The sequence below is a fragment of the Stenotrophomonas sp. 169 genome (assembly GCF_014621775.1).
GTDB lineage: Bacteria > Pseudomonadota > Gammaproteobacteria > Xanthomonadales > Xanthomonadaceae > Stenotrophomonas.
This window is the reverse complement of the sequence record NZ_CP061204.1, coordinates 3,855,903-3,869,728: the sequence shown is the minus strand read 5'-3', so window position 1 is coordinate 3,869,728 and position 13,826 is coordinate 3,855,903. Positions and strand designations below refer to the sequence as shown.

Annotated in this window: 9 protein-coding genes; 6 read left to right on the top strand and 3 right to left on the bottom strand. The window is 64.2% G+C overall.

What is annotated here, in order from left to right; genetic code table 11:
* Positions 1-123: 123 nt before the first annotated feature.
* From ICJ04_RS16910 to ICJ04_RS18420, 3 genes are all read right to left on the bottom strand, one after another.
* Entirely contained in the window at positions 124-1,626 is a 1,503-nt protein-coding gene (locus tag ICJ04_RS16910; protein WP_188325324.1) for a YifB family Mg chelatase-like AAA ATPase, read from the bottom strand.
* Positions 1,627-2,327: 701 nt separating this feature from the next.
* The gene (locus tag ICJ04_RS16905; RefSeq protein ID WP_188325323.1) at positions 2,328-9,533 is read right to left on the bottom strand and encodes an autotransporter-associated beta strand repeat-containing protein; all 7,206 of its coding nucleotides are present in this window, start codon (positions 9,531-9,533) and stop codon (positions 2,328-2,330) included.
* Positions 9,534-9,856: 323 nt separating this feature from the next.
* Positions 9,857-10,036, bottom strand: a complete 180-nt coding sequence (locus tag ICJ04_RS18420; protein WP_223202926.1) for a hypothetical protein — start codon at positions 10,034-10,036, stop codon at positions 9,857-9,859.
* 53 nt (positions 10,037-10,089) lie between these two features.
* On the opposite strand from ICJ04_RS18420, the gene ICJ04_RS16895 reads away from it, so the two are divergent.
* The 6 genes from ICJ04_RS16895 (at position 10,090) to ICJ04_RS16870 (ending at position 13,777) form a co-directional block, all read left to right on the top strand.
* Positions 10,090-10,347 carry a hypothetical protein gene (locus ICJ04_RS16895; protein ID WP_188325322.1) on the top strand — a complete coding sequence of 86 codons (258 nt, stop codon included), beginning with the start codon at positions 10,090-10,092 and terminating at the stop codon, positions 10,345-10,347.
* A 221-nt stretch (positions 10,348-10,568) separates the two neighbouring features.
* Positions 10,569-11,192, top strand: coding sequence for a hypothetical protein (locus ICJ04_RS16890; protein ID WP_188325321.1), 624 nt, complete (start codon positions 10,569-10,571; stop codon positions 11,190-11,192).
* 99 nt (positions 11,193-11,291) lie between these two features.
* Positions 11,292-11,816: a hypothetical protein gene (locus tag ICJ04_RS16885; RefSeq protein WP_188325320.1), complete on the top strand. Its 525-nt coding sequence runs from the start codon at positions 11,292-11,294 to the stop codon at positions 11,814-11,816.
* A 20-nt stretch (positions 11,817-11,836) separates the two neighbouring features.
* Positions 11,837-12,079 carry a hypothetical protein gene (locus ICJ04_RS16880; RefSeq protein WP_188325319.1) on the top strand — a complete coding sequence of 81 codons (243 nt, stop codon included), beginning with the start codon at positions 11,837-11,839 and terminating at the stop codon, positions 12,077-12,079.
* 156 nt (positions 12,080-12,235) lie between these two features.
* Entirely contained in the window at positions 12,236-13,186 is a 951-nt protein-coding gene (locus ICJ04_RS16875) for a glutathione S-transferase family protein (protein WP_188325318.1), read from the top strand.
* Between the two features lie 192 nt (positions 13,187-13,378).
* Positions 13,379-13,777, top strand: coding sequence for a glycine zipper 2TM domain-containing protein (locus tag ICJ04_RS16870; RefSeq protein WP_223202925.1), 399 nt, complete (start codon positions 13,379-13,381; stop codon positions 13,775-13,777).
* Positions 13,778-13,826 lie beyond the last annotated feature (49 nt).

Here is a 13,826-nt window from a genome sequence, read left to right as displayed (position 1 = left end):
TGACCCGTCGGGTCGCGTAAGGGGGCTCTTTGTATGTGGCAGTCGATAACGTCGCGTGGAAACGCGTGCGGCGCCGAGCCACGCTCGGCGGAACGCCTGATCGCCCGCGCCCCCAGACGCCCCCTACACACCACCCCCACGATCCAACTGCCGATAGCCGATCGCCTCCGCCAGATGCTCCGTCCCGATATCCTCACACCCGGCAAGATCCGCAATCGTCCGCGCCACGCGCAGAATCCGATGCATCGCACGCGCCGACAGCTGCAACCGCTCGATCGCTTGCTCCAACAGCCCCTGATCCGCCTCCACCAGCGACGCACACGCCCGCAGCGCCTTGCTGTCCAGATGCGCATTGAGCGCCCCGCGCGCCAACTGCCGCTCGCGCGCTGCAATCACACGCGCCCGCACATCCGCACTGCATTCGCCCGCAGGCGCACCTTCCCGTAGCTCTTCCGGCGACAGCCGCATCACCGTGACATGCAGATCAATGCGATCCAGCAGCGGCCCAGACACCCGGCCGCGATAACGCTGGATACGCTCGCTGGTACACAGACACCGATTGCTGCGATCACCCGCCCAGCCGCAAGGGCAGGGGTTCATCGCCGTCACCAGTTGGAACCGTGCAGGAAACACCACGCTGCGTGCCGCCCGGCTGATACGGATATGGCCCGACTCCAACGGCTCACGCAGGATCTCCAACGCACTGCGTGACCATTCGGGAAGCTCATCCAGGAACAACACGCCATTGTGCGCAAGCGAGATTTCTCCGGGATGCGGCGGATTGCCGCCGCCCGCCAGCGCCGCTGCACTCGCACTGTGGTGCGGCGCCCGGAACGCCCGCTGCCGCCATCGTCGTGGATCCAATCCACTGCCGCTGATCGACGCCACCGCAGCCGTCTGCAGCGCCTCGGCCTGGCTGGCCTCCGGCAGGATGCCGGGCAGCCGCGACGCCAGCAGCGTCTTACCGCAACCCGGGCTGCCGATCAGCAGCAGGTGATGCCCGCCCGCCGCAGCCACTTCCAAAGCGCGCCGTGCATGCGCCTGGCCCCGCACGTCGGTCAGGTCCAGCGGTGGATCCGCCTCAATGCTCTCCCTTTCCGCCCGCGGCAGTCGCGCCGGGTTATCCACGGAGGCACAGACTTCCAACAGCGTGCGGGCCACGCGCACATCCGCATGTTCCGCCAGCGCCGCCTCGGCGGCATTGGCAGGTGGCACGAACAACGTGCGTCCGGCCTCAGCAGCGGCGATGGCGGCGGGCAACACGCCGTCTACCGGGCGCAGCTCGCCGGTAAGCGCCAGTTCGGCCACGTACTCATGACGGACCACCTGCTGCGGATCCAACTGGCCGCTGGCGGCGAGGATGCCCATCGCGATGGCCAGGTCGAAGCGGCCGCCTTCTTTGGGCAGATCGGCCGGCCCGAGGTTGATGGTGATACGTCGTTGCGGGTAGTCGAAGCGCGCGCAGAGCAGGGCGGCACGGACGCGTTCGCGTGACTCGCGCACGGTGGTTTCCGGCAGGCCGACGATCTGCGTGACGGGCAACCCGCCGGACAGGTGCACCTCCACACGAACCAGCGGCGCATCGGCACCGGAGCGGGCGCGGCTGTGGACCAGCGCGAGGCTCATGAGGTGGGTCCCTTGGGGTGGTGGGACCAGTGTGGGCCTGCTTCGTATGGGCGATCAGTCAGAGATCAATCACTGCGAAGGTAGGCCGACATCCCTCTAACTATTGAGGGGGAAGTTGTTCGGAGTCCGACGTCAACACTGCGCTTTCGGTAGCGCCGAGCGACGCTCGGCGGAATGCCTGATCGGGCGCCAATCCCACCGCCCCCTGCGTTCCTGTCAACCGTCCCACGATCGAATGGAGTTCGACCTTGTTCGAATGCCTCAGGGCCGATCTGACCGAATGCGTGGATCAGCTGTCCGCGCGCATGCAGCGAAAGCTATAGAAGGCGATTGGGGGCTGCTGCACAGTATTCCTCGTACCTCGCTTGAAGTTACCGAGCTTCAGCGTCGAGGATCGTGGGATTCATGTAGTTGAAGTGGGCGATGGGAATGCTTGGCGTCGCAGACTGAACATGGAATTCGTTTTTCAGTGACTGCGAACTGGTGTCTATAGCCCGGGCACGGCTCGCCGCGGGGCGCCAGCTCCTTCTTGAAGTGAACCGCGAGCCGATCGGAAGACTGCTCCGCCGAACCGGGTCTATCGTAGAAAACGGAATGCTTGCCTTCGACCCAGTGAATGGAAAAGGCCGCGCACCCCAGTGGGCTGCGCGGCCTCGGTTGCATGCCGCAGCGGGAAGGCAGGGCCCTCCCGCTGCTTGGCATCACAGCGCGATGCGGATACCCGCGTTGACGCTGTTGTTCTCCACGCCCGACCCCTGCTCGGTGCTGACGCCACCGTACAGGTAGCTCGACGCTCCCAGGCGCACGGTGCCCTGCAGCTGGACCCGACCGAAGGCCTTGCCCGCCTCGGCGGCGGACAGGTCCACCCGCTGGCCGGCCAATGCGGTTGTCACCGTGGCCTGGCGGGCCTGGCCGTGGTTGATACCCGCCTGCAGACCGAACTGCCAGGTCGCACGCGCCGCCAGCGGATCATTCACCAGCGAGCCGACCGCCAGGCCGAGCGTGGCGCGGCTGCCTTCGGCTTGGAGGCGTGCAACGTCCAGCGCCGCCAGCGAGTCACCACCTTCGCGGTAGGCATTGCGCTCAACTTTCTGCCAGTTGCCGCGAAGTGAGGGCTGCCAGCTCAGGCCTGCCGCCGTGAAGGGCAAGCTGACACCGGCACTGGCCATCACGGTAGTACCCGAAGCCTTGCCGGACAGTGCACCATCGGCACCCAGAACGTCCGGACGCTGGCTTTCCCAGCGATCGGCCGAGTAGGACAGCATGCCGTCCAGCACCACCGCACCTGCCCTGGCGGCGCCATAGGCAAAGAACGCGTTGCTGTCGAGCGTGTTGTCCAGCGGGCTGCGTTCCAGTTCCGAAGTCGTGCGACCCAGGCCCGCGCCCCACGCCACGTTGGAGGAGCGGTACACGTCGATACCGGCCGTGGCACGACGCTGGCGGGCATCGAGGCGATCGGCGCTGGCATCCGCGTCAACCGACACATCCCCGTAGCCGATGTTGGCCCACAGCAGCTGTTCGATACGCGTGCTGGATGCATCCACCAGTACACCCTGGTCCAGTCGACCGGTCACATCGTCGGCCAGTGCGGTCGCATTGGACTGCGCCAGCGCGGCCAGCTTGGCGTGGTTCTCGCCGGTCAGGGCGGTCACCAGCACCGGCAGTGCCACTGCATCCTGCTGCCACACCGCGCGCAGCAGATCGGTCTGTTCTGCGGTGGTGGTGCCGGCGTCGCTGGCTTCCACCAGGGCGTCCAGTGCAGCCGCAGTGGCCAGGCCGTTGCCGTTGACCTTGCCCACCAGGTCAGAGCTGTAGGCCGTCGGTGTCACGTACAGATCGATGTCGAAACCGGTGGTGTAGTACACCTGGAAGCGCGTGCTAGCGGCCAGGCCCTCGGTCGGCTGCAGGAGCCTGTCGAACGTACCGGTCACTCCGCCTTCGCCGCTGACGATGCGGAACATGTCGCCCACCTTCGGGGTGAAGGTGTTGCCCGCATTGCCACTGATGCCGCGTAGCAGGGGCTGCAGGGTGCCGTTGGCGACGAAGCGACCGGCCGCGCCGGACACCAGCAGGCGCGAGTAGTTGCCGGCCCCGGCGCCGGTGCCGTACCCGTCGATGTCTATCTGCAGCGTGGCGTTGTCGGTCAGCGTGACCGTACCCGTCACTGCCAGCGTGCCCGGCGAGTTACCCGGGGCCAGCGTGCCATCGACGCGCATGTTGCCGGCGATGGCGCCCGTGCCACGGACCGTGCCGGCACGTTCCACCTGCACATTGCTCAGCAGCACGCCATTGGCACTGAGTGTGCCTTCGTTGACGCACGTGCCATTGGCCAGAACCGCAGTGCCTGCCATGTTGAGGCGACCCGCACCACTCTTGATGAAGCAGCCGGTGCTGCGCGAACCGTCCAGCATGCCGGTCAGCTGCGTCGTGGTGCCCGAGGCCACATCCAGAGTGGCCTCGCCCATCACAAACAGCGGCTGCGACACTTGGGTGTCGACCGTCGTGCGCAGAGTCGCATCATTGATCGCCACGGCGCCGGAGCTCAGGCCGCCAGCATGTGCCAGCACGACCGTGCCGCCACTGATCAGCGTGCCGCCTACGTGGGTGTTCACCCCGCCAAGCACCAACGTGCCTTGGCCGTCCGCCACCAAGGTGCCGCCGCCGCTGATCGGGCCGGTGACCGTAAGGGTGCTGCCTTCACCGCTGCGCAGCGCGCCCACGCTGTCCAGCACCATTGATCGGCCGGTTGTCATCGACGAGGATGCCTGCAGCACGCCGCCGTTGAAGGTCAGGTTGCCTGCGGCATCGCCGAGGTTGCCGTCGCTGCTGACGTTGAGCACGCCACCGTTGAGCGTGGTGCCACCGGTGTAGGTATTCTGGCCCGACAGGGTCAGCTCGCCTTCGTTGACGGTCGTGCCACCGCTGTGGCTCACCGTACCGGTCAGGTCCAGGCCACCTTCGCCGTTCTTGATCAGGCCGCCATTACCGGACACGTCGCCACTGTTGGTCAGCGTGGTGTTGGTGTCGGTGGTGAAGGTGCCATTGCCCGCAAGGACCACGTCGCGATCACTGGTGACGTCGTCGGTGGTGTGCAGCGTGCCGCCATTGAAGGTCAGGTTGCCTGCGGCATCGCCGAGGTTGCCGTCGCTGCTGACGTTGAGCACGCCGCCGTTGAGCGTGGTGCCGCCGGTGTAGGTATTCTGGCCCGACAGGGTCAGCTCGCCGTCATTCACCGTGGTGCCGCCGCTGTGGCTCACCGTACCGGTCAGGTCCAGGCCACCTTCGCCGTTCTTGATCAGGCCGCCATTACCGGAAACGTCGCCACTGTTGGTCAGCGTGGTGTTGGTGGTGAAGGTGCCATTGCCCGCAAGGACCACGTTGCGATCACTGGTGACGTCGCCGGTGGTGTGCAGTTCGCCGCCATTGAAGGTCAGGTTGCCTGCGGCATCGCCGAGGTTGCCGTCGCTGCTGACGTTGAGCACGCCGCCGTTGAGCGTGGTGCCGCCGGTGTAGGTATTCTGGCCCGACAGGGTCAGCTCGCCGTCATTCACCGTGGTGCCGCCGCTGTGGCTCACCGTACCGGTCAGGTCCAGGCCACCTTCGCCGTTCTTGATCAGGCCGCCATTACCGGACACGTCGCCGCTGTTGGTCAGCGTGGTGTTGGTATCAGTGGTGAAGGTGCCATTGCCCGCAAGGACCACGTCGCGATCACTGTTGACGTCGCCGGTGGTATGCAGCTCGCCGCCATTGAAGGTCAGGTTGCCTGCGGCATCGCCGAGGTTGCCGTCGCTGCTGACGTTGAGCACGCCGCCGTTGAGCGTGGTGCCGCCGGTGTAGGTATTCTGGCCCGACAGGGTCAGCTCGCCGTCATTCACCGTGGTGCCACCGCTGTGGCTCACCGTACCGGTCAGGTCCAGGCCGCCTTCGCCGTTCTTGATCAGGCCGCCATTACCGGACACGTCGCCACTGTTGGTCAGCGTGGTGTTGGTATCGGTGGTGAAGGTGCCATTGCCCGCAAGGACCACGTTGCGATCACTGGTGACGTCGCCGGTGGTGTGCAGTTCGCCGCCATTGAAGGTCAGGTTGCCTGCGGCATCGCCGAGGTTGCCGTCGCTGCTGACGTTGAGCACGCCGCCGTTGAGCGTGGTGCCGCCGGTGTAGGTATTCTGGCCCGACAGGGTCAGCTCGCCTTCGTTGACGGTCGTGCCACCGCTGTGGCTCACCGTACCGGTCAGGTCCAGGCCACCTTCGCCGTTCTTGATCAGGCCGCCATTACCGGACACGTCGCCGCTGTTGGTCAGCGTGGTGTTGGTGTCGGTGGTGAAGGTGCCATTGCCCGCAAGGACCACGTTGCGATCACTGGTGACGTCGCCGGTGGTGTGCAGTTCGCCGCCATTGAAGGTCAGGTTGCCTGCGGCATCGCCGAGGTTGCCGTCGCTGCTGACGTTGAGCACGCCGCCGTTGAGCGTGGTGCCGCCGGTGTAGGTATTCTGGCCCGACAGGGTCAGCTCGCCGTCATTCACCGTGGTGCCACCGCTGTGGCTCACCGTACCGGTCAGGTCCAGGCCACCTTCGCCGTTCTTGATCAGGCCGCCATTACCGGACACGTCGCCACTGTTGGTCAGCGTGGTGTTGGTGTCGGTGGTGAAGGTGCCATTGCCCGCAAGAACCACGTCGCGATCACTGTTGACGTCGCCGGTGGTATGCAGCTCGCCGCCATTGAAGGTCAGGTTGCCTGCGGCATCGCCGAGGTTGCCGTCGCTGCTGACGTTGAGCACGCCGCCGTTGAGCGTGGTGCCGCCGGTGTAGGTATTCTGGCCCGACAGGGTCAGCTCGCCGTCATTCACCGTGGTGCCACCGCTGTGGCTCACCGTACCGGTCAGGTCCAGGCCGCCTTCGCCGTTCTTGATCAGGCCACCATTACCGGACACGTCGCCGCTGTTGGTCAGCGTGGTGTTGGTATCGGTGGTGAAGGTGCCATTGCCCGCAAGGACCACGTCGCGATCACTGTTGACGTCGCCGGTGGTATGCAGCTCGCCGCCATTGAAGGTCAGGTTGCCTGCGGCATCGCCGAGGTTGCCGTCGCTGCTGACGTTGAGCACGCCGCCGTTGAGCGTGGTGCCACCGGTGTAGGTATTCTGGCCCGACAGGGTCAGCTCGCCTTCGTTGACGGTCGTGCCACCGCTGTGGCTCACCGTACCGGTCAGGTCCAGGCCGCCTTCGCCGTTCTTGATCAGGCCGCCATTACCGGACACGTCGCCACTGTTGGTCAGCGTGGTGTTGGTGTCGGTGGTGAAGGTGCCATTGCCCGCAAGAACCACGTCGCGATCACTGTTGACGTCGCCGGTGGTATGCAGCTCGCCGCCATTGAAGGTCAGGTTGCCTGCGGCATCGCCGAGGTTGCCGTCGCTGCTGACGTTGAGCACGCCGCCGTTGAGCGTGGTGCCGCCGGTGTAGGTATTCTGGCCCGACAGGGTCAGCTCGCCGTCATTCACCGTGGTGCCACCGCTGTGGCTCACCGTACCGGTCAGGTCCAGGCCGCCTTCGCCGTTCTTGATCAGGCCACCATTACCGGACACGTCGCCGCTGTTGGTCAGCGTGGTGTTGGTATCGGTGGTGAAGGTGCCATTGCCCGCAAGGACCACGTCGCGATCACTGTTGACGTCGCCGGTGGTATGCAGCTCGCCGCCATTGAAGGTCAGGTTGCCTGCGGCATCGCCGAGGTTGCCGTCGCTGCTGACGTTGAGCACGCCGCCGTTGAGCGTGGTGCCACCGGTGTAGGTATTCTGGCCCGACAGGGTCAGCTCGCCTTCGTTGACGGTCGTGCCACCGCTGTGGCTCACCGTACCGGTCAGGTCCAGGCCACCTTCGCCGTTCTTGATCAGGCCGCCATTACCGGACACGTCGCCACTGTTGGTCAGTGTGGTGTTGGTATCGGTGGTGAAGGTGCCATTGCCCGCAAGGACCACGTCGCGATCACTGTTGACGTCGCCGGTGGTATGCAGCTCGCCGCCATTGAAGGTCAGGTTGCCTGCGGCATCGCCGAGGTTGCCGTCGCTGCTGACGTTGAGCACGCCGCCGTTGAGCGTGGTGCCACCGGTGTAGGTATTCTGGCCCGACAGGGTCAGCTCGCCTTCGTTGACGGTCGTGCCACCGCTGTGGCTCACCGTACCGGTCAGGTCCAGGCCGCCTTCGCCGTTCTTGATCAGGCCACCATTACCGGACACGTCGCCGCTGTTGGTCAGCGTGGTGTTGGTATCGGTGGTGAAGGTGCCATTGCCCGCAAGGACCACGTCGCGATCGCTGGTGACGTCGCCAGTGGTGTGCAGCGTGCCGCCATCAAGCGTGAGCTTGCCTGCGGCGTCGCCCAGGTTCTCATCACTGCTGACCTGCAGGACGGCGTTGCTGACCGAGGTACCGCCAGCGTAGGTGTTCGTCCCCGAAAGCACCTGCGTGCCACCCTTGATGGCCACGTCGCCCTGCCCGCCGATGGTGCCTTCGAACTCGTCGCCGTTGGCATCGGTGATGGACAGCGTGTTGTTGCCCAGCGCCACATCGCCCTTGCCGTTCAGCGAGGTGATGTTCACGACCGGACCGGCCTGGGTCACGTCCAGCGTACCGTCGATCACAAGCTTTTTCGACTTGTCGATGGAACCATTGCCCGACAATGCCAGCGTAGTGTTCTCGTCGACCTCGGTGGTACCGGTGTAGCCGTTGGTGTTGGTCAGCGTGACCGAGCCGCCGTTGCCGCTGTTCTTGACGATCAGCGAGCCCGGAACGCCGGCGGTGGCGTCGTCGATCTTGCCGGTGAACGTCGAGTCGTGGCCGTTCTGATCAATGGTGGCGGGCTTGTCGTCGATCTTGAAGTCGACATCCACGTTGGTGTCCTTGTCGACCACCAACGTACCGCCTTCGAACGAGGCCTCGTCTTCGCTGCCCAGGTCATCGGTGCCCTTGGGCCCATCGATGACGATCGGGCCGGTTGGGGTCGTCGGCGTGGTTGGCGCGCCGCTGCCCGGGTTGGGCGCGACCGGACCGAAGGGCACGCCCTTGTCGAAGGTCAGGCCCGGCGCCTGGTCGACGAACAGCACGGGGCTCAGTTGCATGTCCTGCAGATTCAATGACATGAAACCCAGGCGGTACGTGCCGGCCGTGCTGACCTGGTACGTGGCGACCTGCCAGCCGGTCGCACCATAACTGCCGGTGGAGTAGCTGCCCGTGCCGAGGTTGGTGGCCCCCAGCAGCGCGTACTGCGCGTTCTGGTTGTTCACCGTCGCGAACACCGAGGCGTCGCCGAGGTTGATCAGCGAGGTCAGCGAGGCATCGTTGTACGGCTCGTAGTCGGTCGAGACGTACTGCCACGCCATGCTGAAGTAGTCACCCGCAGCGAGGGTCAGGTCCTGGTACAGCCACGAAGCATTCGTGGGCGACCCGGCCATCGTGCTTGCCACCAGCGAACGGCTTGCAGCGCTCAGCCCAAGTGCGCCTGCAGCCGTGGCGAACGAGTCCGAACCGGCACCCGCCTGCAATGAGGCCATGTTGTTGCCGAACGGCGTCACCGTCCAGCTATGGCTGCCGTTGTCGGCCTCGAAATCGGTCATGCCGGTGACCACCGAAGCGCCGACACCGGTGCTGCCATAGCTCGTCGAGCCCTGGGTGCCGGTCTTGGAATACGTCCAGCCGCTCAACGTACCGGTTTCAAACCCGACGTTGGTGATGTCCACCGCCGCCATTGCAGAGGGACCATACAGTGCCAGGGCGGTCATCAGGCTCAGGGCCGCCAGAGGGCCGGTGGTCAGCCGGTTGGCTGTGCGACGGGTGCGGCCACCTGCGCGCCCCCCGAATTCCGAGGTCACAACCCACTGACCCACGGCCTTGCTCCATACCACCTTGAATACTCTGTTCATTCCCTGGTCCCCTGATGACGCAAATGTTTAGAAAACATGAAAGTGTGCCGTGCATCACATGATCGGCAGAGGTCGACCAATCTTTAATTTTTCCTGCAGACGCCGAGCGCCCTGCATGAATCGTTAAGAAAAACAGTAGGTTGTAGGCATTCGGGCGCGCACCGCCGTCGAGCCCGGAGGTGATCTCGGCCCATGAAAAAGGGCCGCACAAAGCGGCCCTCCGACATGCTGCTGTCCGCCCTCAGCTCGCTGACACAAGCTCCGCCGCAAATGCGCCGTAGGTACGTAACGGCCGACCCAGCAGTTGCATCAACCGCTCCATGTCACCCGCGCTCGGCCTCATGCCGTCGCTGATGAAAACGCTCGGCCATCTGTCGCATGTCGTAGGCCATCCACGTCGGCATGAATTGGCGCACGTTCTGCTCAAGGGAGGCCGTGTCATCGCCGCCGTCGTAGTCTGCGGTGAGGCTGCGTTCCGGTGTGTGTCGGTACGCGTTCAGCAAGACACTTGCCCGGCTGCGCCATGCAGCGAAACACTTCCTCTGGAGCGGATCGGATGAAAACGGCTTGGTGTGTATTGGCGGTGATGTCATTGCTGTGCGCTGCGCTCTCCACGTGGCGGCTGTTTACTGCCGGAGCCGGTCCAAGGATATTTGCGGCGCAACAGATCTTCATCGCAGGAGCGCTGGCCTCCGTGGTGTGTACAGTTGTCTCGGTCGCACTCGTCGACACAAAGCGACGGATCATCAGCGCGGCGCTGCTCGCCAGCTATGGCGGCTTTGCTGGCGTTCGTCGCGGCAATGGGCAACGTTAGCTGAGTGGCCGCCACGCCTCCGCGCATGCCCAAATCGCTTGGGCGAAAAGCGGGTGATCAATCAAACGCGGTGGGACGTCGAAAGCGCACCCGGTGGAGCGACTACGTCATTGCCGTTGTACTGACTGGTGAGATGTCGGCCGCAGCTCAGAACGAGCTTTTCTGTTAGCGTCAAACCCAGGAAAGGCAACGACCATTATGGACATGGAGAGGTACGCCGCATGAAAAGGATATCCGCAGCCGTCGCCCTCGCACTCGCCTCTTCCACCGCGGCTGCACAGATACCGCCGCCGGGCACCGAGGCGATGCTGGAACTGGAAATGCTCGTTAGAAGCTACGTGGCACGGCACCCCGGAGTATCGATCGACGATGCGGTTTCACGTATGGCCATCCAAAGCGAGCTCGCGCCTGTGGCGGAGTCGCTACGCGAAGAGTTTGCCGAGCGCCTGACCGATATTTCCATACAGCACGATCCAGACCAGCACATCCTCGTTGAGCTCAAAGGGCCCGGTTCCGTCCCGAACAGGGTTGCGCGGACGCCGAGTGGGGCGACGCGTGTGGTGTTCGAGGCAGGCCATCGCTACACGAACGAAGAGTTTCATCAGGTGCTGGACAGACACCGGTCCTTGATCTACAGAGAAATTCCAGGCATCACAGGGTCTTCGGCCTTTCCTGGCGAGGATCGCGTGCTGATCTACATTTCAGGGGATGCCGATCAGGCAGACCGCCTCAAGGACACCATTGCGAAGCTGGATCGTGTGCTCGGCTTCAAGATTTCGCTGAGACCCAACATGCCGAAGTCCATGAACATGGCAGCGCCAATGAGCGGTGGCGGTATGGAGTAGCCGTCACAGTGCAGGCTACCAAGACGCTGCGCGATTTTTGAAAGCAGACATGTCCGCCCAACGCGTTACGGTAACCGTGTCTTCAAACCAGGACGACGCATGGCCTGTGAAGCAACACTGCACGTCCCGCTGTCCAGCGCCTACGCCCTGCCGTTGGCAATCTGCCTGCTGTCCGCACTGGCAGTGGCCGCCACTTGGCGCGCGCCCGTCGCCAAAGGCACCAGCACCCGCTCCAGGCACATCGTGCTCGGCGGCTCCCTCGCCTTGGTACTTACTGTATCCGCCGGCCTGATCCATCAGGCACGCAGTGCGCACATTACCGTGCAGGGCGACACACTGACAGCCTCCGCCCTGTTTGTTTCCACAACCATCCCGCTATCGGCCATCCAGTTCGGTGACGCAGTGGATGCTTCAACGCTGGCACTCCCTCGTCGTAAACTCGGAACCAGCACCGGGAGCGTGCAGATGGGCAGATTCGAGACGGAAACAGGTCGCGAGGTGTTCGCCCTCCGCGCTGGCGCGGGGTCACTGCGCATACCCGTTCGCGGTAAGGCCGATCTGGTGCTTGACCGACCGTTGTACGAGGAAATACGTGCATGTCTGGCCGCGCGCCAGACCCCATGACAGGACGAAGGAGAGCAAGGATGAGCAACAAGAACTACTGGTTTACCTCGCGCACCTACGGATGGGGCTGGGGACTGCCCAGCGCATGGCAGGGCTGGGTGATCTACACCGTGGCGGCAGCCGCCTTGATCGCCGGCTTCTTCCTGTTTCCGCCGGCCCGTGAAATGCTGAAATTCCAGCTCTATACGTGGGCCGTCCTGCTGGTGCTGGTACTGATCTGCTGGCTGAAAGGCGAGCCGCCGAAATGGCGCTGGGGCAAGTAATCCGCCTGCGATTCACGCTGGGCGAAACACCACGCGCACTCACGGCATGACGGCAGCCCTCACCGCAGGTTGTCGTCCCCTCCGTTACAACAGAAGCGTGGCCGCATAGCCAACATCGCGGTCACCCACACTGATTGAAGAGGAGGGTGTTCCCAGATGGGCATGTTGATTGATGGCGTATGGCAGAAGGGTACGGCGGGTGCAGCGGGCGAGGATGGGCAATTCCATCGCGAGGAAGCTTCGTTCCGTAGATGGCTGACGGCGGACGGCGGCAACGCCCCCACCGGTGAGCCGGCCGTGCAGGCTGAACCCGCACGCTTTCGCCTCTATGTCAGCCTGGCCTGTCCGTGGGCCCACCGCACGCTGATTGTTCGCGCCCTGAAAGGTCTGGAAACCCTGATTCCGTTGTCCGTGGTGAACTGGCACATGGGCGACAACGGCTGGAGCTTCGCGCCTGGCCCGCTGGTGACGCCGGACCCGGAGCGCAACGCCACCTACCTGCACGAGCTCTACCAGGCGGCGAAGCCGGGCATGACCGGCAAGGTGACGGTGCCGGTGCTGTGGGATAGCGAGCGGGGTGAGATCGTCAGCAATGAATCCGCCGACATCATCCGCATGTTCAACGAGGCTTATGACGCGCTGGGTGCCCGTCCCGGTGACTTCTATCCGGCCGAGCTGCGAGGTGAGATCGACCAGGTCAATGACAAGGTCTACGACGCCGTAAACAACGGTGTGTACAAGGCGGGCTTCGCCGCCACGCAGCAGGCCTATGAAGAAGCCATCGGGCCGCTGTTCGAGACGCTGGACGAGCTGGATGCCCTGCTGCAGACCCAGGACTGGTTGGTGGGCGGCGTCATGACCGAAGCGGACATCCGTCTGTTCACCACACTGATCCGCTTCGATTCGGTCTATTACGTCCACTTCAAGTGCAACGTGAAACGTATCGCGGACTACCCCGGCCTGCATGCGTTCGTGCAACGGATGATGGACATCGAAGCAGTGGCTTCGACGGTGAACTTCCAGCACATCAAGCACCATTATTATGAAAGCCATGCCCATCTGAATCCGTCCGGCATCGTGCCCGCTGGCCCAGCGGCGCCGTACTGAAAATACAACGGCAACAAGGGCTTGTAACCGGTTGCAGGCGCTGGCCGCGTTGCTTGCGCCAACCTGAACAGGCGCCGGTTCATCCCCGGGTACGCAATGTTGCGGCAATCTTCGAGGCACAGATTCGATTGTGCGGGGGCACTGATGACCCGCCAGCTTCGTAGCTGATCACCTTCCCGATTAGAGGATCCGATGATGCTCACTTCTACTGTTTTCAGCTTCCGTGGCTTGGCGCTGGCATTGGCACTCACCGCAGGCGTGACCGCCGCAGGCAATGCAGACGCGCTGTCGCGCAAGGACAAGAACACCCTGGTGGGTGCAGTGGTAGGCGGCGTGGCGGGCCATGTGCTGTCCAACGGCGACCCGCTTATGACGGCAGGCGGCGCAGTGGCCGGTGGTGCGATTGGTAATGTCGCCACCAAGGATCGCCGCAACAACCGCGATTACCGATATGACCGTGGTCATCGCTATGACCGCGACCAGCGCTACCAGCGCACCAGTTACCGCGAGCGGGATCGCCGCCATGACCAGCGTCGCTGGGATGATCGTCGTGGCTATGATCGTCGCCACCACAACGGTGGCTGGCGCTGAGTAAGCCAAGAATGGGATCAGAGCGCTTCCGCCATCCGGGAGCGGTCTG